This window comes from Emticicia sp. BO119 (assembly GCF_013912375.1).
Lineage (GTDB): Bacteria > Bacteroidota > Bacteroidia > Cytophagales > Spirosomataceae > Emticicia.
Map to the genome: position 1 here is coordinate 504392 of NZ_JACETV010000001.1, position 23804 is coordinate 528195.

The following is a 23804-nucleotide window of genomic DNA, read 5'->3' on the forward strand; positions in this document are numbered from 1 at the left end:
TGAATTAGAATTATTATCTTTGTCTTGATTCTATTCAAGCCCACATGGAAAAATTACTAAAAGAGTTTCTTCATGCCGAAAACATGTACCAGACACGTCGGCATTTTCTAAATACATGTACCACTGGCTTAGGGGTAGCTGCTTTAAGCTCTCTGATGGGCGGCTGCTTTCCGAATAAATCAGGAGAGAATCAGGCGATGACCGACCCTACTTTGCCAAAAACGCCACATTTTGCGCCAAAGGTAAAAAGAGTCATTTATATCCATATGGCCGGAGCCCCCTCTCAATTGGAATTATTTGATTATAAGCCGGAATTACAGAAATATGATGGCCAGGACTGTCCTCAGGAGTTTTTAGAGGGTAAGAAATTTGCCTTTATCAGAGGTGTGCCTAAAATGTTAGGGCCACTGGCGCAATTCAATCAGCATGGGCAATCGGGGGCTTATATATCAGACTTTATGCCTTATCTGCCTGAAGTAGCGGATGAGCTGACTTTCCTGAAAGCTATGTACACCGACCAGTTTAACCATGCACCTGCACAATTATTGATGCATACGGGTAGTCCGCGCTTAGGCAGGCCAAGTCTGGGCTCCTGGGCGATGTATGGTTTGGGTACAGAGAATCAGAATCTACCTGGTTTTATCGTATTGGCTTCTGGTGGAAAAAGCCCCGATGCAGGCAAAAGTGTGTGGGGAAATGGTTTCTTACCATCTATCTATCAGGGCGTACAGTGTAGAACCGGAGCAGACCCAGTGCTGTATGTATCAGACCCGCATGGAATGAGCAGGGATATCAGGAAGCAGACCATTGAGGCTATTAATGAGATTAACAGACAACAATATGAAGAAGTACAAGACCCGGAAATACTGACACGCATTTCCCAGTACGAAATGGCATTCAGAATGCAGATGTCTGTGCCTGAAGTAATGGATATCAGCAAAGAACCTGAATGGTTAAGGAGTATGTATGGGGCACAGGTAGGGGAGGCTTCGTTTGCGAATAACTGCCTTTTAGCCAGAAGACTGGTTGAAAATGGTGTTCGATTCGTTCAGTTGTTCCATTGGGGCTGGGATGCACATGGTACTGATCAGCGATTAGCTTTGGATGGGGGGTTTAAGGACCTTTGTCAGATAACAGACCGTGCTGTAACAGGCTTGATAAAAGACTTAAAAATGCGGGGCTTACTTGATGAAACGCTTGTAGTTTGGGGTGGAGAGTTCGGCAGAACACCTATGCAGGAAAATCGTGACGGGCAAACCTTGCCCTTCAAAGGGCGTGACCATCATTTAGATGCTTTTACAATGTTTATGGCTGGTGGTGGCTTGAAAAAAGGTATGAGTTTTGGCGAAACCGACCCTTTAGGCTACTATGCTGTAAAGGACCGTACACACGTGCATGATTTACAGGCTACAATCCTGCATCTATTGGGTTTTGACCACGAAAAACTGACTTATTTCTTTCAGGGCCGCCCTTTCCGTTTGACTGATGTGGCCGGGAAGGTGATAAAACCGATATTGAGTTAGAGAAAATGTCGATTTAGCGAATGGTGAATTAGTGAATAATAAATTAATAATTACAACTCACATAACTCAATAAAATGTCCGTCAGGGTCGGTTAGGAATAGTTGCTTTACGCCATCAGGGCGGAGTTTGATGGGTTGGTAAGAAATGCCTAAATCATGAAGATGTTTTTCTGCTTGCAGAATATCTGTTACTTCTAAGCAAAAATGGTTTCCTCTGATACCTGTTGAAGTACCCTCTTCTTTTCTGCCAATCAGATGTAATTCGCGGTTACCGCCTAAACTAATCCACCTGACGGGATAGTCAAAGGCAGGAATTGGGATTTCTTGCAAGTCAAGAACCCTTGTGTAAAAATCAGCGCTGCGTTCTACATCACTAACCTGTAAAGCCACATGGTTGAATGTCTTGATAGATAGTTTATTATTCATAAAACAGAGAAAAATCAAGAATTAGTAACAGGAAAATAATCCTGCAAAGCTAAATAAATCTTGCGAATAGGGCTATCATTTTTGGTCGCCCTTTTGTTTTTTTGTAACTTGCACCATGGAAAAGTTTGTAGTTTCAGCGCGTAAGTATCGTCCTATTACCTTCGATGCCGTGGTAGGGCAGTCTCATATCACCACTACCTTGCAAAATGCGATCAGAACCAATCATCTGGCTCAGGCATTTTTGTTTTGTGGGCCACGCGGGGTGGGAAAAACTACTTGTGCCAGAATTTTAGCTAAAACTATCAACTGCCAGAATTTAGGCGAAGATATTTCGCCTTGTAATGAATGTGAATCTTGCAAGAGTTTTAATAACAATGCTTCTTTCAATATCCATGAATTGGATGCTGCTTCGAATAACTCTGTAGAAGACATTAGAAACCTGACTGACCAGGTGCGGTTTCCGCCACAATATGGCAAGTACAAGGTTTATATCATAGATGAGGTTCATATGCTTTCTCAGGCAGCTTTTAACGCTTTCCTGAAAACATTGGAGGAACCCCCCAGCTATGCTATTTTTATTCTGGCTACCACAGAGAAATACAAAATTCTGCCTACGATTCTGAGCCGTTGCCAGATTTTTGATTTCAACCGTATTCATATAAAAGATATGGCCGACCACCTGGCCAACGTTGCCAATAAAGAAAGTATCAAGGCTGATTATCAGGCATTAGAACTGATCGCTCAGAAAGCAGATGGTGGTTTACGTGATGCTTTGTCGATGTTTGACCTTAACGTAACTTTTGCAGCAGGCAATGAATTAACATATCAATCGGTTTTAGATAATCTGCATATTCTGGACTATGACTATTATTTCAGAATGACAGATTTTCTATACGGCGGTGACATAGCAGGAGCGTTATTATTATATAACGATGTATTGGAAAAGGGTTTTGACGGACATCAGTTTGTAGTTGGGCTGAACGAGCATTTCAGAAACCTGATGGTGAGCAAAGACCAGCAAACTGTGAAGCTTTTGCAGGTAGCTGAATCAACGCAAAGACGTTATCTGGAGCAATCAGGTAAACTGCCTTTAGGTTATATTTTATCTTCGTTGAGTGTCGGTAGTCACTTAGATATTAATTATAAATCAGCCAAAAACCAGCGGCTATACGTGGAGATTGGCTTAATGAAACTTTCGCAGATTCAGCAGGTTCTGAATCTGAGTGAATTATCAGGTAGTACTTCTGACGAAAAAAAAAACAGTAATGTAACTCTTGTACCGATTCCACCTCAATCTGGGGTTCAAAATCCGGTTAATCAGCCTGTAAGTGTTACACCTACTGTTACTCAAATACCCCCAGCTGTACCAGTAACCAGTACACAAGTTAAAAGTAACCCTCCTGTTGTCTCAACACCAAGGCCTAATTTTACGCCGTCAAAGTTTAAATCAACCGATGTTGATTTATCGTTGCCTTCTGTTGGCGCACAGACTAATCAGGTGAATGAGCCTGCCATCAATAACTTCGGTACAAATAAAAGCTTTACTTTAGAACATCTTAAGAAAGAACTTCATCTGTTTGCGGATTTACGTAATAACGCTACGATAGAAGTAATGCTGAAACGTGATTTTGATCTGGTAGACGGACATATCCTTAAACTAAGGTTGGATAATCAGGTACAGATGGATTTGCTGACACAAATGAAACAGGATCTGGCTGTGTATCTTCGTCAGCAATTGCAAAACTCCAGCATTCAGATTGCGTCAGAAATTGTTGAGAATCAGCAGGAAAGACGCCCATATACTGCTCAGGAAAAATTTGAATTCCTTGCTAATAAAAACCCAGCTCTATGGGATCTGAAAGAGAAACTGGGGATGGATCTGGTGTTTTGATTTTTTCTGAATTAATTTTATTAAAGAGTGCCCGAAGTTTAAAACGTAGTGTGATGCCATGCTTATACGTTACGAATTTCCTTGTATTCCTCAACGAAACTCTGAGTTTAAAACATCTATCAAAAACCCATAGCTGTCAAAGCTGCTCTGGCTTTGTTATCTATGGAAGTTTTGTATTCATGACGTTTATAAGAAATGGCTTTTTCAAACTCAGCTTTTGCCTTTAATTTCTGATTCCTTTCCTGATATATGTAGCCCGTTTGCAGCGCTGCACTTGCCCCAAAGTGCCACTGGGCATCTTTGTATTTATCTGTCAAAAAAATAGCCCTTTCGTAATAAGCAATAGCTTTGTCTAATTGCTCTGTTTTGTGATAGACTCTTGCCAATCTATAATTGAGATCTGCTTTATCTTTAGGTATATATAAAGTATTTTCTGATAGGTTTCTGGCCTCATTTAAAGCTTTTTCATAATAGCCTGCATCAAAATAAAGCCGGATTTTAATAAGTGATTTATTAGGCAAAGTGGATGTTTTATGGTAATTCTCATAGAATTTCTGTGCAGCCTTGTCTGACTCTGCAATGGTACTTCCAACCGTTGGAATCTTGCTGATGTAAGTCAGACCTTTTTTTTCATCGCCTGCTAACCAACTGCATAGAAATAGTTTGTAATAGGTATCCTTTAAAAAAGCCTTGCCTTTGAAGTTTTGGATATATGACAGATAAGCCAGACCTGCTTGCTGATAATTGCCTTTAAAGAGGTTGATTTCGCCTTTGTATAATTCAAAGACGGGGAAATACAAGTATGAGCCATTATAAGGACTTTTCAGGATTAATTGACTGGCCTGTTCGGTGCGTCCTACTTTAAGGGAGATGGCAGTTGCTAAAAAATTAAGATTCAGGTTATCTTGATGAGCTTCTACTGCCTGCATGAGTAATTCATTTACCTTGTCGTTATAAGGCAAAATATAAGCCTGAATAAAGAACTGGCAGAAACTGGATTCTAAACCCCATATTTTATCCTGAGAGGCCAACTCCAGTTCTTTTAGTCCTTGTTGAATGTTGCCTTTTAATCCTAAAAAATTGGTTACCCATTTCTGGTTTTCGGGTATTGACCCGACTAAAATATGTAAACAACCAATTGACTTAAGATTGGGTAGAAATTCAGGGAAAAGCCTCTGGTTTTCTTCTAATAGCCGATATGCCTGAATAATATTCCAGGCGGCTTTAACTTCGTGTCCGAAGCGGATTTTAAGTAATGCCCAATGGATTTTCAGTTCAGCTCTGAGAAATCGGTTGTAAGGTGATTTCTTATCTGTTTTTTCAATAATTCCTAATCTTTCATCTTCTTTGTCTGTAAGGCTTTCAAAGGCATTTTCATCTTCTGAATTAAGCAATTCTACCATGTCAGCATAGTTTTCAGCATATACTTTAAACGGATTTCCAGGCCTCTCTCTGGCTATTAGTTCCCGGCCGGTCTGTATTCTTAATTTAAATATTTCGGCGTAGGCTTTTTGTAGATTAGGCGTAAAGTCAGCATCAGATGCAAAAGTATTTACCGGAATTACGAGTGATAGCATTGCTTTAAGAATGAAGCAGACAAATGCAGATGCGATATGATGGGGTGATGGCACTAAATCTTTGTTTTAATGAAACAAAAAAGCCAAATCTTCGTATAACTGAAAATTTGGCTTATCATGGCAATAAGGATGATTATTTTCTGCTAATCTCAATTGCGTCAACATCGGCAAGAATACGACCGCAGTGCTCACAAACGATGATTTTCTTTTTATCTTTGATATCAGCCTGACGTTGTGGAGGAACAATATTGAAACAACCACCACAAGCACCACGGCGCACCATAACAACAGCTAAACCGTTACCGGCATTATTACGGATACGGTTGTAAGCGTTAATCAGACGCTCTTCCACGTTCGTTGCTGCTTTATCACGGTTAGTGACCAAAGCCTTTTCTTCCTCCTGACTTTCAGCCACTAATACATCTAATTCTTTACGTTTGGCTTCAAGGTCTTTTTTACGGGCATTCATCGCCGACTCCACGTCTGCAATTTCAGTATTTTTATTTCTGATTTTAAAATCAGCTTCTTTGATACGTTTGTCTGCCAACTGAATTTCTAATTCCTGCAACTCTAATTCTTTCGAAATTGCATCATACTCACGGTTGTTACGAACGTTCATCTGCTGGTCTTTATATTTCTGAATCAATTTTTCCGCATCTTTTTTGTTGAGGCGATAGCCGTTGATTTCAGCATCTAAAGAGTCTACTTCTTTTTTAAATTTCGAAATACGTGTTTCAAAGCCAACTACTTCATCTTCCAGGTCACGTACTTCGTCTGGCAAATCACCACGTAGCTTTTTAATTTCGTCTAATTCAGAATCAATCGATTGAAGATTAAGAAGAGCTTCTAATTTTTGTGCAACTGTTAATTCCATAATATATGAACCGCTACGGCGGAGCGTCTTGATTTTTAAGCTTTATGTTTTTGGTACAAGAGGTAAATGAAACCAGATCATTTTACCTCAATATGCCATTGATTAATAATAATATTTTACCGGATTTGTAGGTGTTTCCGACAAATGGACTGCAAAGTTAGTGAATTTTTTGCAAATATAATCTTTCAATAATTCTTTTGTAAACTGCTCACTTTCATAATGACCTATATCGGCTATGATGATGCGCTTTTCGGCATCAAAAAACTCGTGGTACTTGTAATCAGCTGTGATAAAGATGTCGGCACCAGACCGCATAGCATCGCCTAACAGGAAACTTCCCGCTCCACCACATACGGCGACTTTTCTAATAGGTTTATCGAGCAGGGCTGTATGTCGAATAACCGAAACTTTCATCTTTTGTTTTAAATAAGCCAGGAAATCTGTTTCAGCCATTTCTTGTAGCAAAATGCCAATTGCTCCAGAGCCCACCTCCTGATTTTCATTACCTAAGGCAGTGAGATAATGAGCTATCTCTTCATATACATGACCCTTACGCATGGCCGCTAAAACAATGTTTTTAAGATAAGCCGGAAAAATTACCTCTACACGGTTTTCTTCAACCTCTTCCATTGGCCCACCTGATTGCCCTATAGTTGGGTTTGCTTTCGCATTTGGTTTAAAAGTGCCTTTCCCCTCTACTCTGAAACTGCATTGGCTATAATTGCCTATTTCTCCAGCGCCTGCTGCATAGAGTGCATCTAATAGCTGTCCGGTGCTTTCAACAGGAACAAAAACGACGAGCTTCATCAACAGGTCGGTCTTAGGTGCTAAAATTCTGACCTGTTGCAAGCCTAGTAGTTGAGCGATTTTGAAACTTACGCCATTTATCACATTATCCAGATTGGTATGTGTGGCATAAATGGCTATATCGTTTTTGATGGCCTTAATGATGGTGCGCTCTACGTAGTTTTTGCCAGTGATTTTCTTTAAATTTTTAAAAACTATAGGGTGATGGGCAACAATGATGTTACACCCTCGTTGAATGGCTTCTTCCACAACATCTTCTGTTGAATCAAGGCTTATCAAAACGCCATTGATGATCTCGTTTGGGTTTCCTACAATTAGACCTGCGTTATCGTAAGATTCCTGATAAGAGAGGGGAGCTAACTCTTCGAGATAAGCTGTTAAATCTTTTATTCTCATTGTGTCAATCGATAGATTAATAAAGCTGTGCGCTGTGTAAGGCCAGGAAATTCTTTCAGATTAATGATTTCGCCGGGTGCGTGTGCGCCTTTTCCTGAAGCACCCAAACCATCAAGACATGGTACATATTGCGCAATATAAGAAATATCTCCTGCACCACGAGAACCAGGGTCTCCTGCTTTTACTTCACCCATGTTCAAATCCAGACTTACCTGATTCAGTACTTTTAGTAAATCAGCATTGGCTTGCGTTGGTTCCATTGCAGGAATACCATCAGAAAATTTAATTTCTGCACTCGTGCCATTCAGGTGTCTGGCTACAATCTCACGCATTTTGTTTCTGGCATTTTCTTTCTGCATTTCACTAATAAAACGCAAATCTCCCTGAACGATTACTTTCTGAGCAATAATATTGGTTTTCCCTATGGCCTCACCTTTTGCCAATGCAGGGTCGTAGCTTACTTCTGTGCCTCCTGAAATGACACCCGGATTAAAGGTAAGATATTTCTCACTGCTTAATGCCTCCCTGAATTCATCTAATATCCGAGCCGCTTCATAAATTGCGCCGTAACCCATATTCTGACTGAATAAGCCGGATGAATGCCCTGTTTTTCCGGTAGTAGTCAACTCCCAACCACTTGAACCTCTACGGGCTGTAGCAGCAATATTGAAACTTACAGCGGTTTCATATGCAAGGGCAATATCTGATTGTTTGGCCCGATCAATAAAATCTTTCCGGCTAATGCTGGTAGGTTTGCCAGAACTTTCTTCATCGCCAGTAAAATAGATAGTGATGGAAGTATCATCTAAAAGCTTTTGAGCTTGTAGGGCTTTTAAAGCTGCTATAATCATTACGTCACCACCTTTCATGTCGTTTACACCCTGACCTGTGGCAATAGAATCATTCAGGCGGGTAAATGGTGTAAAACTCATAGATTTCTCAAAGACTGTATCTAAATGGCCTATCAGAAATAATTTTTTACCCTTTTTACCTGTTCGGTAGGCCACCAGATGTCCGGCACGATTCAAAGAATCCGGCAATGATACCCATTCAGTAGTAAAGCCCATCTCTTCAAACTCCTTACTAAAAATCTTTCCGACTTGCCTTACTCCTTCGTGATTGAGGGTGCCGCTATTGATATTAACGACCTGCTCTAAAAGCTTTTCAGTTTGAGTAGCATTGGTTTTTATGTGTTCAATAATTTTTTTCTCTGTGGAGCTGATTTTTTGTGCAAATGAATTGAATCCAGCCAGCAGGATTAGAAATAAGTAAGTTTTTTTCATGTTGATGATTTTATAAGTACCGTTCTTTCAGGATATTCAGATGATGTAACTCATGTCCGGCAATAATCCATACTAAGGCTCTGGCAGTAGTAGGCCAGTTATTGGCCAGACCCAAACGAGATAATTCACGTTGACTGAATGATTTGAACAACAAGATAGTAGATTTTCTTTGTGCTTTGTATTGTAATAGCAAACTTCGCAGACTTTTTTTATTAAAGTTGGTGGCAGCTACATAATCGGCCTCTTCAAAACCCGGTAGCGATTGTTTTTCGTTGCGGGCAATGCACATGGCACGATAAGCTAAGATTCTTTCGCAATCGATTATGTGCCCCAAAACTTCAATGGGCGTCCATTTTCCCTCGGCGTATCGGTAAAAATGTTTTTCTGAGGATAATGATTTGAAAAAGTTATCCACAATGGAAATATTTTCAGCCATTGCCTGTAAGGCATTTTCAGATGTAACTGTCTGAATATAACTATTTTGAGGTGATTGAGTATTGTACTCGTTGTTGGCAGGTTTAGAAATTTTCATATTTTTTTTGATTCAGGTATTGACACGCAAATATAATCTCCCTACCTTTGCAGTCCCAAACGATGAGGGAAATAAAGTTTCAGCAACGTTCAGGAGACCTGGTTCGGTAGTTCAGTTGGTTAGAATACCTGCCTGTCACGCAGGGGGTCGCGGGTTCGAGCCCCGTCCGGACCGCAAAAAGCACTCAATTTGAGTGCTTTTTTTGTTTTTGGACTAATTGAATGATCAAAATTCAATGACATTGCTTACTGTAAAAAACTATCCAAATAACCAAATATGGTTTTTGTCTGATTCATCAGGCCGACATGGTCCTGATTGGGAACAATGGCAAGTTGAGATTTTGGCATGGGTTGAAAACCGGCAGCAATACCGCCTCCTAACAATTTATATGTTTTTGCCAGTTCGACTTTATCCATGCCATCATTGTCACCTGAGATGATTAATACAGGTGCAGTGATTTTGGCAATATTTTCGTCGCCCATATTAAATGGCTCTCCAGCCGAGGCAATCATCTGTTCCAGAAACTGGGTCCATTTTGTTTTATCTGGTGCTACGGCTTCATAGGCGGTTTGTAGGGGGGAGTCTGCGAAATGATCAGGCTTCATTATTTTAAAGATGTCATTTATTTCGGGTAACCATCCTTCACTTTTATAAACAGAAGAAATGATGACTAATTTTCTCAATCGTTCAGGATTTTGAATGGCAAACTTGTAGGCTACCTGACCTCCAAAACTATAGCCAACTATATCAGCACTGTCAATTTTCAGGTAATCCATTACTTTTTCTACATCACTTGCTAAGGTTGCCCGCGATAATTTTCTGTCTGAATAAGGTGTATGCCCATGTCCTTGCAATTCCAGGGCAATTACCTTTCTTGTTTTTGCCAATTCGGGTATCAATTCTCCCCAATTCATCTGAATGGTATAGTAGGCGCCATGGAGTAAAATAACTGGCTTACCCTCGCCGTAAATTTCATAATAAACGGTGGTGCCGTTAGCCGGTGCGTAGCCACTACCGACAGGTTTGATTTGTTGTGCATTTGATTGATGGGCTGTTTCCATAATTATTGTGATTATCAGTATTGTTTTAAGAAGATTATGTGTTCTGAATAAATTTTCCATAACAGTTCAGATTAGTTTGAAACGTATTGATACTATAAAGATAGCGTTTATTTCAGGATTTGATAGTGTGTGAAAGCGACGAAATAGAGGTGATTTATGACAAAATATTCTCGTTATATGGAGAAAAGAACTTGTGCGAGTTTAATATTATCTGAATTAGAGAATAGGTTGTTACACCTGCGCTACTCTGCTGCCCAATTTTGCTTACTTGTTTTTTATAGAAATATGTATAAACGGACAGTATGATTCTTATTTAACAACTTGAACGGCTTTGAAAGAATTTGACAAACTTTTGCATACCTGAATTTTAACTGTTTAAGCAATATTTGAAGAGTTTTAAAAATGAAAAGCTATAACTTTTAAATTCAGAAAAAATTATGAAAAGCTTAAAAAGCCTTTTACTGTTTTTGTATTTTACTATACCTTTATCAGGTTTTTCTCAAACATCCACAATCACTGGTGTCCTCAGAGATAGTACTACTAATAATCCATTGCCTTTTGCAACTATTGCGCTTTTTAAAAGCAAAGCTGCCCTGCCCCTCAAAGCCACGTTTACCGATGAAAGCGGGAAATTTTCGGTTTCAGCAGATACTGGCTCATTAGTGGTCGTTTTTACGTATGTAGGCTACGCCGAAAAAAGGATTCCGATAACTCTATCGACTAATGAATCAAAAAACCTTCAGGCTGTTCTTTTAACTTCTTTAGCTAAATCTTTGGGATCAGTAACAGTCACTGCAAGTAAACCTTTGATTGAACAGACAGACGATAAAATTATATTTAATGTGGATGCAGACCCTTCAACAAAAACCGAAAACGCTTTGGACATTTTGCGAAAAACACCTTTTGTGTCGGTTGATGGGAACGATAATATAACTGTTAATGGGCAGTCGAACCTGAAAATTCTACTGAATGGTAGAGAAACAGGTATGTTTTCTCAGAATGTTTCTCAGGCATTGAAAAGCTTTCCAGGTGCCAGCATTGTAAAAATTGAAGTGATTACGAATCCATCGGCAAAATATGATGCTCAAGGAGTAGGGGGTGTGATTAATATTGTAACCCAAAAACAAATCATTGGCTATAATGGAAGTGCCTCGCTCACCTTGAGTTCGATTCATAATACATTTGGCAATTTTAATTTTAATCTTAAGAAAGGCAAGGTTGGGGTATCGGTTAATTATTTTTATAATGCCATCGGTCTCTTAGGCAATCAGGCTCCACCATTTTTTGCCTATTCAAAAACTGAGGCAATTAATTCGCAGACCTATAATACCAGAATTTTAGATGGCACTACCATTCAGCAATTGTTTCAGAATTTTGGAAATGCAGAAATCAGCTATGATTTAGATAAATATAAGACCATCAGCGTTTATGGGTCTGTTACTGGTGGGTTCAATAATCTGGCAACAGCAACAAGCATAGAAACAATTTTCCCTACTACCACAACCACCAGTTTTCTCACTCTGCAAAATAATACCAATAGCCCCAATTATAACGTTGGTTCGGATTTTATCAAAAAATTCAAGGATATTCCTGAAAAAGAATTTTCAATAAGGCTGTTTACCGAATATTCAAAGAATGATCGTTTTCTGGACAGTTATCAGGATAACCCGGAAATCGACAGGTATATCATCAATAATAATTATGCGCATAATACACAGACAACCCTACAATCTGATTATATATTGCCCTTGAAACGGAAGCAAAAAGTTGAAACCGGCCTAAAGCTGATTCTAAGGAATGCGACATCTGACTACGAAAGTTTAATTAAAACAAGACCTATAGATGATTACACCATATTACCCACCAATACAAATAATTTCAATTATCAGCAACAAGTATATAGTGCTTATGGAAGCTATAATTTTACCCTAAAAAAATTTCCGTTTCGTTTGGGCCTCAGGATGGAACATACAGAAGTGGATGGAAATTTTAAAGGTACTGAAACAGCCGTTAGGCAAAGTTATACCAATTTTATACCGAATGTTCAGACCTCTACCCAGATTACGAAAGAGTATAAAATTATTTTAAGTTATGGACAACGGATACAACGCCCGTTTATTAATAATCTGAACCCATTTATTAATAATAACGATACACTGAATATCAGCTATGGTAACCCATTACTTAAGCCGCAATTGATTCATAACCTTACACTCCAGAATAACTTTGCCAAAGGAAAAGTATTTGCAGGACTTACATTGCTTGGTTCTTATAGTAACAATAAAATCATTCAGATAATCAATTTTAACAAAGAAACCGGGGTAACATCAACCGTTAGTGAAAATCTTGGTTTAGAATCGCAGCTAAATCTGAACGGAAATATTACAGTTAATTTCAGTAAAGCCTGGAATATGTCTGTCAATTCTAACCTGAACTATACTCATATAAAAAATAGTGCTGATAAGAGACAACAAAACAGTGGGCTGGCAGGGTTTATCGGGGTTTCGAACAATTTTAAGGTAAATCCGAAATTCAGTATTTCTACCTTTGTCGGGAATTTCAGACCGCCTATCGGCTTACAGGGATATACATCAAGTCAATGGTTTTATAATATTACCCCTTCGTTTAAACTTTTTAAAGATAAAATCACTGTTACCGTAGCAGCAGCCCGATTCATTACAAAATACGTGACGGTAAAAACCATACAAAATGATGTCAACTTCCGTTCTGAGAATTTAAACTCCTTTCAGGCACGTAATTTCAGGATAGGTATGATCTGGAATTTTGGTAAATTAAAAGAAAACGTTTCCAGAAAAAAAGGGGTAAGTAACGATGATGTGCTTTAAAAAGTAAGAGTAGATTATTGCAGACTGCGAAAAGTACTCATGAATGTGTGCTTTTCGCTTTTTTATTCCTCTTACTTATCTGATAGTTCCTGTTAAACTTATAAAGATTAATAATAAATTTGTTTGAAACGAATCTATTAATAATTATTGAAACAAAATGCAGCCAGACAATTATCATTGGTTTGACCTTAATTTCCCATGGATAGGAATAGCAGGTGCAGCTATTATGCTAATTCTGCTTTTTAGGACTAACCTTTTTCGTTCAAACCATGAAATTTCAAAATGGCAAGACATAACCTGGCTTTCATGGTTGGGCTTTACGGCTTATCTGATTCATAATGGCGAGGAGTATGGTATAGACCTGAATGGCCATATTCATGCCTTTCCCGAACAATTCTGTAATACCGTCACAAAAGTGCTTGGTATTACAGATTGTAGTGTCCCGCCTGCATTTTACCTGGCGGTCAATATAACATTATTCTGGATTATTGTTCCTTTGGGAGCAATAATGAGTCGCCAGCATCCTTTGACTGGTCTTGCCATCTATAGTGTTATTTTTATAAATGGCTTAATCCATATTCTACCTTTGCTTATTGGTACAGGCTATGGCCCCGGGGCTTTTACGGCACTTATCCTCTTTTTACCAATATCTGTTTGGGTAGGCTATGCTTGCTTTGGTAAAGGCAAACTCCCTTATGCATCAATAGTAGTATTGATTATCTTAGGGCTTATATTGCACGCCATTTTAATGAGTTCATTGGTAGCATTTTTAACCGGAAGAATAAGCAGTATTCTTTTGATTTTGATTCAAATATTTAATGCGATATTATTACTTCTCCTGACCTTGATTGCTGAAAGATTGATAAAGAGGTAAGTTTTATTTGAAATATCATCTTATAAAAATCCACTACTACTCAACCGACATATTCTCTTATCTACTTCTCCATCAAAATATAAGCTGGATACGATTCACGATTGGGCAAATCAAATGTTTCATCGTAAGGTTGAGTGCCCGTACCATTATTGTATAACGCCACACGTTTTACACCCGTTGCTGTGCTACCACCAATACCATTGATAACATTCTGAATCTGACCCGGGCCTGCAAAACGAGTGATGCACATTTTTTCAAGCTTTACATTCGGGCTATTGGGTATTTCAAAGCCATTGCTTTTATTCACTTTGCCATCAGTTCCGGTGAAAACTGCATAAGAACCCATGCCAATACCTTGATGTTGCTTTACTTTATTAGCTACCTTATAGGCTGCATAACCATCAACCCGACCTCCCTGACTGCTCCAGCTTGGTTGATTTGGGGCATCGTAAGGCGGTTCGTTTTGTAAGAAATAGGTTCTGCCACGCTCGCCCAACCATAAAACTTCATATTCCTGATAGTGTTCGGCAAATAGCCCATACAACGTAACATCATCGCCGGTTACAATCAATCCATTTTTACATCGGTCTCTTGTCCAGCGTAGATTTCCACCACGTTGTGAGCCATGATCGGCGCGCCACAGCCAGAAGTGGTCGCCCACCACATTATTGCTGCTGAGTTGCATAGAAGCATGTATCTGAATATTTTTTGACTGAACACCACCTACTCTGCAAGTAATGTCAGTTAGCAAAATAGGATTTGTCGAGTGGTCTGCTTTGGCGTCTTCGTTACCAACTCTGATTTGATAAGTAGTACTATTGAATGAATCCATTAAAAGTCCGGCAACGATAATTCCGTCCTTGTCATCAACATAAATACAGCCCCAGATATTTTTCTCAGTAGGTTCAAGCGTAACGGAGGCTATACCTGTACCAAGCAGTATGGCATCTTTTCTATTTACTTGAATAGGTGCATTTAATGCATAATGCCCAGGAGTGAAGAATATATTTTTGCCGGCTCTCAAGGCATTATTGATTTCTACATCGGTATCGCCTTCTTTGGCAATGTACCAGTCGGTCAATAAATCCTGTATTTTACCCATGCCCATATCTGTTTCTGACCAGGAAATCCCCACTCTATCTTTTTGCCATGCAGGAATAAATACTTTGTATTCGCCATCAGTATCTAAAAAAAGGTACGGTTTTTCTCTGATAACTGGTGTTGAAGGAATTGTGGTGTTAACATCATTTGCCTGAGGAGCATTGATGCAACCTTGCCAGACCATATTATAGGAACCTCCCATCGCTGTAGAGCCTTCTGGGAAAACAGTATTTCTGGTGTACCATTGTTGTTGTCCACCCCAGTTGGGTCTGGTTGTTGTATATCTGGAGTCGGCTATAAAACCGCCGCTACCCCAGAAGTTGTTGCTGCCAACATCTGAAATATATTTGGAAGTGCTTTCAATCTGCATTCGTCGGGCACTGGTGGATTGGGAAACCGTCCAGGCAAAATCCCTCATAACGGTAACGTTTTCCATTGAACGCCAGAATGTACAAGTAGCGTTTGCCCCACCCGAAAGGTGAGGTCTTGTAAATACAGAGCCCAGTTTTACATCGCCCGGTGATTTGCCTAAACCGCCTAAATGAGAATAGAATCCTAATTCTATTGAGTTAGCATCTGCCGATGAAGCAGAACCTGATCCACCTGAATCGTAGGTCTGGCCATTAATATTGGGTTTGAAATAATATGCCTGACGTTTGGTTGTCCACTCTCCGTTTGCTCCAGCCAGACCGCAAGTTTTAAATTGCGAATTAATTTCTATGCGTGCTGTTTCGGCTTTTTCGTGTTTTCTATCGTAGAAATAGATATTGTTTCCAAAAATCTGATTTTCGAGCGATAGTATTATGGTTATGGTGTCACGGGTGATTTTATAGTAGTTTTCATACTTATCGGCATTGGGCTTTTTATCAGTATATGTCAGCTTTGAAGTTGAACCAACAGATACAAAATCTGATGCCAGACGACTGCCTCCTCTTGTGATTATATAAGGCCCTGAAGAACCGAAAGCTGTCCATGATAATGTCATGCTATGTTTCTTTTTATTGTAAACAATTTTGTTCTCGCCTTTTTTCTCCAGAACTTTTTCAATAGGGGAATAAGTTGTTACAAAACCACAAAAAATTGCCGGAAACGCCAATGCTATAAATAGAGAGATAACTTTTGTACCCATAACGATATTCTTTATTTTACTATTAATAAAACAATCGGTAAAATTGCATATGCAAAGATGGCTCAAATTTTCTGTTCTACAGAAGATTTTACTCCGGTTATTTACAGGTAAATCTGTGAAGAGTTTAATATGGATACCTGATTAAGCAATAAACTTTCAAAACTATCTTTATTAGGAGTAATCTGTGGTTTGTATCAATCCAGATTCTAAGATTTTAAACGGCTTAGTGGTTTGCATATGTGTCAAAAATAAAAAAAAGAGCCTCCCTACTATCAAAGAAGCTCTCCTTAGATGGCCAATTCGGTTATTTAAAAATTCGTCTCAATTCTTGCCATGTCATTACTTATTTGAATGCAAAGCAACAGTATTCCCTTCAGAATCAACAAAAAATGCCATATAACCGATTTCGTCAGATACTTTGGTTTTGGGCATAACAATTTTACCTCCTGCTGGTTCAATTTTCGAAAGAACAACTGTTAGGTCTGGATTTCCGTTCAGGTAAATTTTAGCACCGTCTGCGCTTGGTTTGTGCATAGGGCCTTGTACTAATCCGCCTGATACTTTTCCATTCATATCTTCAGATGGGAAAAAGGCCATTTGCATACCCATCATTTCTTGTTGATGTAACTCGATTCCGAAAATGCTTTCATAGAATTTAACGGCCCGGCTTATGTCTGAAACTGAAATTTCAAACCAGTTCAAAGTGTTTTCTTGTGCTGTCATTGTTTTGTGAGTTTAATTGTTAATTACTGTATTCGAATTTTTGATAGATTTGAGTGGGTAATGCTATTCCTTTGTTTTATGCAGCTATGACGTTTGAGCCTTTTAAAATCGGACAAACCTTGGGATTTTTTTTTAATTATTTTGATGGATTAATGGAGAAGCCTGTAGTATTTTTAAACTACATTGACCAGGGATTTGCGGGCTATTTTAAAAAGTGGGGAAATGTAAAATAAAAATTAGTAGGGAAGACGTGCTAACATAAAATACTTATCTGAGAACAGCACTGGACAGAAAGGCATTGAAAAAAGCAAAGTATGATGATAACTATTAAGTTATGTTTCATCACATGAATATTGTGATAATAATAACAGGAAGTAAATGGAATATTAACTATATACAGTAGAAATCTTATTTCTCAACCAATTGTAACCAATTTCTGATTATTGTTTGTAACTCACCTTGTTTCTCAAAAACATGAGCTAAGTCTCTGAATACAACAGTGCGTCTGCCATCTTTAAAATCGCCCTCAAGCAACCCTGATTTATCATTAATTTTAGCACCACTCGGAAATACAAGCATGATTCGGCCTTTAAAGAGGTTCATCACTATTATATCGCGTTTATATTCCTTGGGGTCAAATTCCTGCATCGGCCCGGTATAGTAGAAGCTTGGATTGTTCCATTTAATCCGTTCTGATATTTCCTGATCAGTGCTTAAAATGATTTGCCGTAAAGTTTCTGTAACTTTAGCTAATGTAGGTTCAAGCTTCAGGATATGCTCGGTTACTTGTTCTTTTTCAGATAGTTTTGCTTTCATGATTGTTATGATTTGATGGATTTAAAGATAGTCAGTTTCAGATTCAGTTTATGATGAAACCTAAGAAATGTTTAATGGAATCATTAAAAATAGCGATGCCGAAGTATAATCTCCGGCATCTTTGATAAATTTGATATAATAATCTTAATGAGTGGTTCTTTCATCAAAACTAACCATCCAGTTAATACCAAATTTATCTGTAAACATACCGTAATACGAACCCCAGAATGTCTGGTTCATAGGCATTGTTTGTATCCCATCTACTGAAAGTTCATTATACAGGCGGTCAGCTTCTTTTTTGCTATCAGTGTTGATAGATAAAGAAAAATTATTGCCAAAAACGGTCTTTCCTGCCCATTGCCCACCTGTATCAGAAGCCATCAAAATAGTTTGCGGGCCTATAGGTAAGCTGATATGCATTATTTTATCTCCATCCTCTTTGGGCATTTCCATACCCTCTTGCGGAGGCATTTCTTTAAATCTGTTTACACTTGCAAATTCACCACCAAATACTGACTTATAAAAATTAAAGGCCTCTTCGCAATTGCCTTCAAAAGTGAGATAAACATTTACGGTAGTCATTTCTTTATTGTTTAAATTAGTGAAAAATTGAAACTTGCCTGTTAACACATTAGATAGGTTCGCCGTTAATAAACCTGATTTAGCAGCCTGGTTCTTACAATCAAAAATAGCATAAAATTATCAAAATTAAATTGGATGTCGTTTAAGTTTATGTTATCTTATCAGGTATCAGAAAGACCTATTTAAACAGAATTTTATTATATCAATTTTTGTTATTTTTTTGAGCCTTTTGAATTTTATTCCTTTATGAGTAGTTTAAGGGCTGAATTAATACCTACCCATGTTAGCCGAATTATATTATCCCTCGTCAATCGAACCCAAAGACTTAGATGTCCACCTTGAAGATGGGTGGTTCAGAATGGGGCAGGCTATTTTTACCACCAATTTCCTGAAATTTAAAGAGATATTTTACAGTGCCATCTGGTTACGTATTGACTTGCGTACTTTTGAACCCTCTAAAACACAGCTAAAACTCCAGAAATTTAATTCGAGGTTTAAAGTAAAGATACAGGAAGCCTCTATTGACGATACAAAAGAAATGCTCTTTGAAAAGTATCAGGATCATGTTTCGTTCGATACAGCTCCTAATTTGCAGCAATTGTTATATGGGCATGGTGTTAATGATATTTACGAGACCTTAGAGATTTGTATTTATGATGGCCCAAAACTTATAGCCTGTGGCTTTTTTGATTTAGGTGAGAGTACCTCAGCAGGAATTTCCTGCTTTTATGATCCTGATTATAAAAAACATAGTCTTGGTAAATACCTTATGTTCCTGAAAATGGATTTTTCGAAGAAAAGAGGGCTTGATTTTTTTTATTTAGGATATTTTGCACCGGGGTATCCGTTATTTGATTATAAATTAGATTTAGCAAAAAAGTCATTAGAATATCTGGATTTAGTAACTGGTATGTGGATGCCTATTGAGCAATTCAGCTATGAGGCGATCCCACTTGACATAATGATGATTAAACTGTATAACCTGCAAAATGCACTTAAGAATGAAAGAGTAAACAGCGTTTTTCAGTTTTACGAGTTTTTTGATGCCGATTTAATCAATAGTCTGAATGGTTTGCGGCTTTTCGATTTTCCTGTTTTTTTGCTATGCTTTGGTAACAATACTTCTAATCCGATTGTGGTCTACGATCTGAGAGATGAAAAATATCATCTTATAACCTACCACTGTATTTACGAAACGATGTTTGAGCAGAAAGATAAAACACGGTTTAATACACATTTACTACAACTTTCGAAAGTATTGTATTCTACTTCTTCTATTGAAGTGATGGTGAAAGTTATTACTACTGCGCTAAGAAAAAATTCTGTCGGAGAGTTTTATATTTTTGATTTGGTTTTGCGTGAAGCTTAGGAAACCAAAATGTAAAGGTTTTATTTTTGTCAGGATTTTTTGTTATCTGTCATGTGCATTTTGGCGAATGATAGTGAACTTGCTCAAGTACATACTTCTCAAATTTTTGGTTCTGAATTGTTCATTCTATTTATTTCTGTTTAAAAAATGTCTGCTGGCACATTATTTTGGGCTTTGTGTAAATCATCACACATATTATAAAGCATAGAATGAAAACTAAATCTCATCTTTTTCTAATTAATTTATTGTTTCTTCTGGTAAAGATTACGTATGCACAGGTTAAGGTATCCGATCTGAATTTAGAAAATTATAAATACCCTTTTCCTGTTAAGTATATTACTATTAATTCTCAAAAGCAGGAATTGCAAATGGCTTACATGGATGTGAAGCCCGACAAAGCCAACGGAAAAGTAGTAATGCTTCTGCACGGAAAAAACTTCAATGGAGCATATTGGAGACAGACTACAGAAGTTTTAACAAAAGCAGGCTATAGAGTAATCATTCCTGACCAGATAGGCTTTGGCAAATCTTCTAAACCCTTAAATTACCAATATTCCTTTCAGGATTTAGCCAGGAACACCAAACAGATTTTGGACGACTTGGGTATTAGAAAACTTTGCGTTTTAGGTCACTCAATGGGAGGGATGCTCGCTACTCGTTTTGTATTAATGTGCCCAGATATGGTTGAAAAATTTATTTTGGTGAATCCCATCGGTCTGGAAGATTATAAACTCAAAGTGCCTTATCAGACTATTGATGAAGCCTATCAGAAGGAGTTGAAACAGACATACCAAACACTAAAAAAATATCAGCAAACTAATTATTATGATGGTCAATGGAAATCTGCTTATGAAGAGTGGCTGGCACCCTTGGCCGGCTGGACTTTGAATAAAGATTATTCAATCATTGCATGGAATTCGGCGCTTACTTCTGATATGATTATGACCCAACCGGTGGCGTATGAATTTGATAAAATAAAAACCCCAACGTTATTAATCATCGGTCAAAGAGACAGAACTGCTATTGGGAAAGACAGGGTTTCAAAAGAGTTACAAGCCACTATGGGTAATTATCCTGAATTAGGCAAACTTACTCAGGCTAAGATTGCCAATAGTAAATTAGTGCCAATTGAAGGGGTTGGGCATCTGCCACATATTGAGGCATTCGATAAATTTATTACCCCATTGTTAGATTTTCTGAATGAATAGCCCATCAATGAGTTTTAGAAGTATAATTTAGGAAAGTAAAGATATTGTTAATAATTGGGTTTGTTCGGAGACAGAAGCCATTATTAGTTTTATATTTACAACTCATTTTATACTAAACTCACCCTAATACTTCGACAGCCTTTATGGAGACAAGAAGAGAATTTATTCAGAAAGCAGCGATTTTAGCGAGCGGTACCGGATTAGCCGGAGTGTTACCTCCTGTCATTCAGAAAGCCTTATCTATTGACCCCAAAACGGGGAGTACTTATCTTGATGCCGAGCACGTAGTGATTCTGATGCAGGAAAACCGTTCATTTGACCACTCCTACGGTACTTTACAAGGTGTTCGTGGCTTCAACGACCCAAGGGCTATCTCTCTTCCTAATAAGAACAAAGTATGGTTGCAACCCAATGCCGCCGGAGAAACCTATGCACCGTTCAGACTTGATTTAAAAGATACCAAAGCTACCTGGATGAGCTCTTTACCACATTCATGGGAGAATCAGGTAGATGCACGTAATGAAGGTAAATACAATAAATGGTTAGATGTAAAGCAATCAGGTAATAAGGATTTTAAGAAAATGCCTTTGACGATGGGTTATTATGACCGTGAAGATATTCCGTTTTATTATGCTTTGGCTGATGCTTTTACGGTTTGTGACCAGAACTTCTGCTCTTCGCTGACGGGTACAACACCTAACAGGTTATATTTATGGACGGGGACTATCAGGGAGGAACAGAATGAAAACTCAAAAGCCAATGTAAAAAATGAAGATGTGGATTATGATAGATGGGCGCGCTGGAAGACTTTCCCGGAAAGATTGGAAGAGAATGATATTTCATGGAAAATCTATCAGAATGAAATTAGTCTTGATACAGGTTTAGAAGGGGAAGAAGATGCCTGGTTGGCTAATTTTACAGATAGTCCGATTGAATGGTTTGAGCAATACCATGTAAAATTTCATCCTGAATTTTACCAGTATCTGCAAAAAATGGAAAAGCTTTTGCCCGAGCAAATTGCAACTGCCAACATAAAACTTGGTACTCTTACGGCAGGTACTGCAGAGTATGATAAAGCAAAAAAGGATTTAGATCAGAAAGAAGAATATCTGATCAGAGCTAAAAAAGAATTAGAAGACTGGAAGCCTGAAAAGTTTGAGGCGTTATCAGAGTTTCATAAAAATATACATAGAAAAGCTTTTACTAATAATAGAAAAGACCCGCATTATCATGAACTGACTACTTTGGAGTATGAAGATAATGGAGTGAAACGTCAGGTGCAGGTGCCAAAAGGAGACGTTTTGTATCAGTTCAGGGAAGATGTAAGTACTGGGAAATTACCACAGGTATCCTGGATTGTTGCACCTGAGAATTTTTCCGACCATCCAGGTGCACCCTGGTATGGTGCCTGGTATTTATCTGAAGTAATGGAAATACTGACGAAAAATCCGGAGGTATGGAAAAAGACTATTTTTATTTTGACCTACGATGAAAACGATGGTTATTTTGACCATGTACCACCTTTTGTTCCGCCAAATCCGCATCAGGTACATACGGGAAAAGTATCAAGTGGTATAAATGCCGGAGTAGAGCAGGTGAGCCTGGCCCAGGAGCTCAAACGCAAACGTACTAATCCGGAAAAGGATTCGCGTGCAAGTCCGATAGGTTTAGGTTTTCGCGTACCGATGGTAATTGCATCACCCTGGAGCCGTGGTGGAAACGTTTGTTCAGAAGTCTTTGACCATACCTCTGTCTTACAGTTTTTGGAGAAATTCCTGAACCATAAAACTGGTAAAAATATCAGAGAAACCAATATCAGCGAATGGCGCAGGACTATTTGCGGGGATCTTACCTCAAGCTTTGAGCCTTATAACGGAGAGAAAATCAAACTGCCTACGTTTGTTGAGAAAGAACCTTTTATCAAAACTGTTTACAATGCCAGGTTTAAAGGGCTGCCTTCAAATTTCAAGAAGCTAAACGAGACCGAGATAGTAGAGTTAAATTCGGGAAAAGATCTGGGTATTTTGCCGAAGCAGGAGCCGGGTATCAGAAAAGCAATGCCTATACCGTATCAGTCTTATGTTGAGGGGAAATTGACTGCGGATAAAAAGAGTTTCGCCATGAGTTTACAATCGTCTGACGAAATTTTTGGTAAGCAATCAGGTGGAACTCCTTTCATTGTATATGCACCTGGTAAGTATGCAGTAAGAGATAAGAATAATCAGCAAACAGGTTGGGAAGATATAAGAACGTGGAATTATGCAGTAGCTAATGGCGATCAGCTCTCAGACGAATGGGCATTGGATAACTTTGAAAACGAGCACTATCATCTGATAACCTATGGCCCTAACGGGTATATGAGAGAATTTAAAGGCAATGCTAATGACCCTTTATTAGAAATCAGTTGTGAATACCAACGTATGAAAGGTAGTTCTAAAAAACTAACAGGTAATATTGAAGTAAAAATAAAGAACCTGAATACACAGAGTCCGGTAAGCATTGAAATCATTGATCAATCCTATAAAAATGGTACTCATAACAAAACTGTTATGGCAGGAGGCAGCGCAACTATAATAGTTGACCTTACCAGGAGTTTTAGCTGGTATGATTTCAGCATAAAAGTAAATGGCAATGACTCCTTTGAAAAACGCTATGCAGGACACGTTGAAACAGGAAAATCAAGTTTTACTGACCCTGCTATGGGGAGGGTAGTGGCCTGATTAAATTGTAGCATGTTTTCACATCGTGCTACAAGCCCTTTTGGTCTATAATCTAAAACCTGAATTG

The 23804-nt window shown here is 38.4% G+C and carries 18 protein-coding genes and 1 tRNA gene; 8 read left to right on the forward strand and 11 right to left on the reverse strand.

All coding sequences use genetic code 11. The features are described 5' to 3' along the window. The first annotated feature begins 44 nt into the window (after positions 1-44). Positions 45-1523 carry a DUF1501 domain-containing protein gene (locus tag H1R81_RS02220; RefSeq protein ID WP_181839043.1) on the forward strand — a complete coding sequence of 493 codons (1479 nt, stop codon included), beginning with the start codon at positions 45-47 and terminating at the stop codon, positions 1521-1523. A 50-nt stretch (positions 1524-1573) separates the two neighbouring features. Here the strand turns inward: H1R81_RS02220 and H1R81_RS02225 are convergent, their stop codons facing one another. After that, complete coding sequence (locus H1R81_RS02225; protein WP_181839044.1) at positions 1574-1948, reverse strand: VOC family protein; 375 nt, start codon at positions 1946-1948, stop codon at positions 1574-1576. A gap of 115 nt (positions 1949-2063) precedes the next feature. Here H1R81_RS02225 and H1R81_RS02230 point away from each other — a divergent pair, with 115 nt between their 5' ends. Further along, complete coding sequence (locus tag H1R81_RS02230; RefSeq protein ID WP_181839045.1) at positions 2064-3839, forward strand: DNA polymerase III subunit gamma/tau; 1776 nt, start codon at positions 2064-2066, stop codon at positions 3837-3839. A gap of 119 nt (positions 3840-3958) precedes the next feature. Here the strand turns inward: H1R81_RS02230 and H1R81_RS02235 are convergent, their stop codons facing one another. From H1R81_RS02235 to H1R81_RS02255, 5 genes are all read right to left on the reverse strand, one after another. After that, positions 3959-5416 carry a lipopolysaccharide assembly protein LapB gene (locus H1R81_RS02235; protein ID WP_181839046.1) on the reverse strand — a complete coding sequence of 486 codons (1458 nt, stop codon included), beginning with the start codon at positions 5414-5416 and terminating at the stop codon, positions 3959-3961. A 133-nt stretch (positions 5417-5549) separates the two neighbouring features. After that, positions 5550-6290 (reverse strand): zinc ribbon domain-containing protein, encoded by a 741-nt coding sequence (locus tag H1R81_RS02240; protein ID WP_181839047.1) that lies wholly within the window; start codon positions 6288-6290, stop codon positions 5550-5552. 102 nt (positions 6291-6392) lie between these two features. Further along, positions 6393-7493, reverse strand: a complete 1101-nt coding sequence (locus tag H1R81_RS02245; protein ID WP_181839048.1) for a Nif3-like dinuclear metal center hexameric protein — start codon at positions 7491-7493, stop codon at positions 6393-6395. Continuing rightward, positions 7490-8776, reverse strand: coding sequence for a M20/M25/M40 family metallo-hydrolase (locus H1R81_RS02250; protein WP_181839049.1), 1287 nt, complete (start codon positions 8774-8776; stop codon positions 7490-7492). Before H1R81_RS02250 ends, H1R81_RS02245 begins: the two co-directional genes overlap by 4 nt. A 10-nt stretch (positions 8777-8786) precedes the next feature. Continuing rightward, a complete protein-coding gene (locus tag H1R81_RS02255; protein WP_181839050.1) occupies positions 8787-9308 on the reverse strand; it encodes a DinB family protein in 522 nt (173 codons plus the stop codon). Between the two features lie 100 nt (positions 9309-9408). On the opposite strand from H1R81_RS02255, the gene H1R81_RS02260 reads away from it, so the two are divergent. Beyond that, positions 9409-9482 (forward strand) — tRNA-Asp (locus tag H1R81_RS02260). Positions 9483-9553: 71 nt separating this feature from the next. Here H1R81_RS02260 and H1R81_RS02265 read toward each other — a convergent pair. Then, positions 9554-10369: an alpha/beta fold hydrolase gene (locus H1R81_RS02265; protein WP_220275156.1), complete on the reverse strand. Its 816-nt coding sequence runs from the start codon at positions 10367-10369 to the stop codon at positions 9554-9556. 437 nt (positions 10370-10806) lie between these two features. Between H1R81_RS02265 and H1R81_RS02270 the strand changes: the two genes are divergently transcribed. Beyond that, positions 10807-13215 carry an outer membrane beta-barrel protein gene (locus tag H1R81_RS02270; protein WP_181839052.1) on the forward strand — a complete coding sequence of 803 codons (2409 nt, stop codon included), beginning with the start codon at positions 10807-10809 and terminating at the stop codon, positions 13213-13215. A gap of 157 nt (positions 13216-13372) precedes the next feature. After that, positions 13373-14089 carry an HXXEE domain-containing protein gene (locus tag H1R81_RS02275; protein WP_181839053.1) on the forward strand — a complete coding sequence of 239 codons (717 nt, stop codon included), beginning with the start codon at positions 13373-13375 and terminating at the stop codon, positions 14087-14089. 61 nt (positions 14090-14150) lie between these two features. On the opposite strand, the gene H1R81_RS02280 is transcribed toward H1R81_RS02275, so the two are convergent. The 4 genes from H1R81_RS02280 to H1R81_RS02295 all read right to left on the reverse strand — a co-directional run bounded on the left by H1R81_RS02280 (position 14151) and on the right by H1R81_RS02295 (position 18440). Continuing rightward, on the reverse strand, positions 14151-16319 hold the full coding sequence (locus tag H1R81_RS02280) for a hypothetical protein (protein WP_181839054.1): 2169 nt from the start codon (positions 16317-16319) through the stop codon (positions 14151-14153). A 339-nt stretch (positions 16320-16658) separates the two neighbouring features. Next, positions 16659-17042: a VOC family protein gene (locus tag H1R81_RS02285; protein ID WP_181839055.1), complete on the reverse strand. Its 384-nt coding sequence runs from the start codon at positions 17040-17042 to the stop codon at positions 16659-16661. A 408-nt stretch (positions 17043-17450) separates the two neighbouring features. After that, on the reverse strand, positions 17451-17858 hold the full coding sequence (locus H1R81_RS02290; RefSeq protein ID WP_181839056.1) for a DUF1801 domain-containing protein: 408 nt from the start codon (positions 17856-17858) through the stop codon (positions 17451-17453). 144 nt (positions 17859-18002) lie between these two features. Beyond that, a complete protein-coding gene (locus tag H1R81_RS02295) occupies positions 18003-18440 on the reverse strand; it encodes a VOC family protein (protein ID WP_181839057.1) in 438 nt (145 codons plus the stop codon). Between the two features lie 280 nt (positions 18441-18720). On the opposite strand from H1R81_RS02295, the gene H1R81_RS02300 reads away from it, so the two are divergent. The 3 genes from H1R81_RS02300 to H1R81_RS02310 all read left to right on the forward strand — a co-directional run bounded on the left by H1R81_RS02300 (position 18721) and on the right by H1R81_RS02310 (position 23737). After that, positions 18721-19809, forward strand: coding sequence for an arginyl-tRNA--protein arginylyltransferase (locus tag H1R81_RS02300; protein ID WP_181839058.1), 1089 nt, complete (start codon positions 18721-18723; stop codon positions 19807-19809). 209 nt (positions 19810-20018) lie between these two features. Then, positions 20019-21017, forward strand: coding sequence for an alpha/beta fold hydrolase (locus H1R81_RS02305; protein ID WP_181839059.1), 999 nt, complete (start codon positions 20019-20021; stop codon positions 21015-21017). Between the two features lie 143 nt (positions 21018-21160). Next, positions 21161-23737, forward strand: a complete 2577-nt coding sequence (locus H1R81_RS02310) for a phosphocholine-specific phospholipase C (protein WP_181839060.1) — start codon at positions 21161-21163, stop codon at positions 23735-23737. The last annotated feature ends 67 nt before the right edge of the window (positions 23738-23804 follow it).

Bases quoted from the DNA above. Each gene is read 5' to 3' on its own strand.
- H1R81_RS02285 (WP_181839055.1), bottom strand. From the start codon at position 17,042: ATGACAGCACAAGAAAACACTTTGAACTGGTTTGAAATTTCAGTTTCA.
- H1R81_RS02245 (WP_181839048.1), bottom strand. From the start codon at position 7,493: ATGAGAATAAAAGATTTAACAGCTTATCTCGAAGAGTTAGCTCCCCTC.
- H1R81_RS02270 (WP_181839052.1), top strand. From the start codon at position 10,807: ATGAAAAGCTTAAAAAGCCTTTTACTGTTTTTGTATTTTACTATACCT.
- H1R81_RS02250 (WP_181839049.1), bottom strand. From the start codon at position 8,776: ATGAAAAAAACTTACTTATTTCTAATCCTGCTGGCTGGATTCAATTCA.
- H1R81_RS02230 (WP_181839045.1), top strand. From the start codon at position 2,064: ATGGAAAAGTTTGTAGTTTCAGCGCGTAAGTATCGTCCTATTACCTTC.
- H1R81_RS02295 (WP_181839057.1), bottom strand. From the start codon at position 18,440: ATGACTACCGTAAATGTTTATCTCACTTTTGAAGGCAATTGCGAAGAG.
- H1R81_RS02275 (WP_181839053.1), top strand. From the start codon at position 13,373: ATGCAGCCAGACAATTATCATTGGTTTGACCTTAATTTCCCATGGATA.
- H1R81_RS02225 (WP_181839044.1), bottom strand. From the start codon at position 1,948: ATGAATAATAAACTATCTATCAAGACATTCAACCATGTGGCTTTACAG.
- H1R81_RS02305 (WP_181839059.1), top strand. From the start codon at position 20,019: ATGAAAACTAAATCTCATCTTTTTCTAATTAATTTATTGTTTCTTCTG.
- H1R81_RS02290 (WP_181839056.1), bottom strand. From the start codon at position 17,858: ATGAAAGCAAAACTATCTGAAAAAGAACAAGTAACCGAGCATATCCTG.
- H1R81_RS02235 (WP_181839046.1), bottom strand. From the start codon at position 5,416: ATGCTATCACTCGTAATTCCGGTAAATACTTTTGCATCTGATGCTGAC.
- H1R81_RS02240 (WP_181839047.1), bottom strand. From the start codon at position 6,290: ATGGAATTAACAGTTGCACAAAAATTAGAAGCTCTTCTTAATCTTCAA.
- H1R81_RS02265 (WP_220275156.1), bottom strand. From the start codon at position 10,369: ATGGAAACAGCCCATCAATCAAATGCACAACAAATCAAACCTGTCGGT.
- H1R81_RS02255 (WP_181839050.1), bottom strand. From the start codon at position 9,308: ATGAAAATTTCTAAACCTGCCAACAACGAGTACAATACTCAATCACCT.
- H1R81_RS02300 (WP_181839058.1), top strand. From the start codon at position 18,721: ATGTTAGCCGAATTATATTATCCCTCGTCAATCGAACCCAAAGACTTA.
- H1R81_RS02280 (WP_181839054.1), bottom strand. From the start codon at position 16,319: ATGGGTACAAAAGTTATCTCTCTATTTATAGCATTGGCGTTTCCGGCA.
- H1R81_RS02310 (WP_181839060.1), top strand. From the start codon at position 21,161: ATGGAGACAAGAAGAGAATTTATTCAGAAAGCAGCGATTTTAGCGAGC.
- H1R81_RS02220 (WP_181839043.1), top strand. From the start codon at position 45: ATGGAAAAATTACTAAAAGAGTTTCTTCATGCCGAAAACATGTACCAG.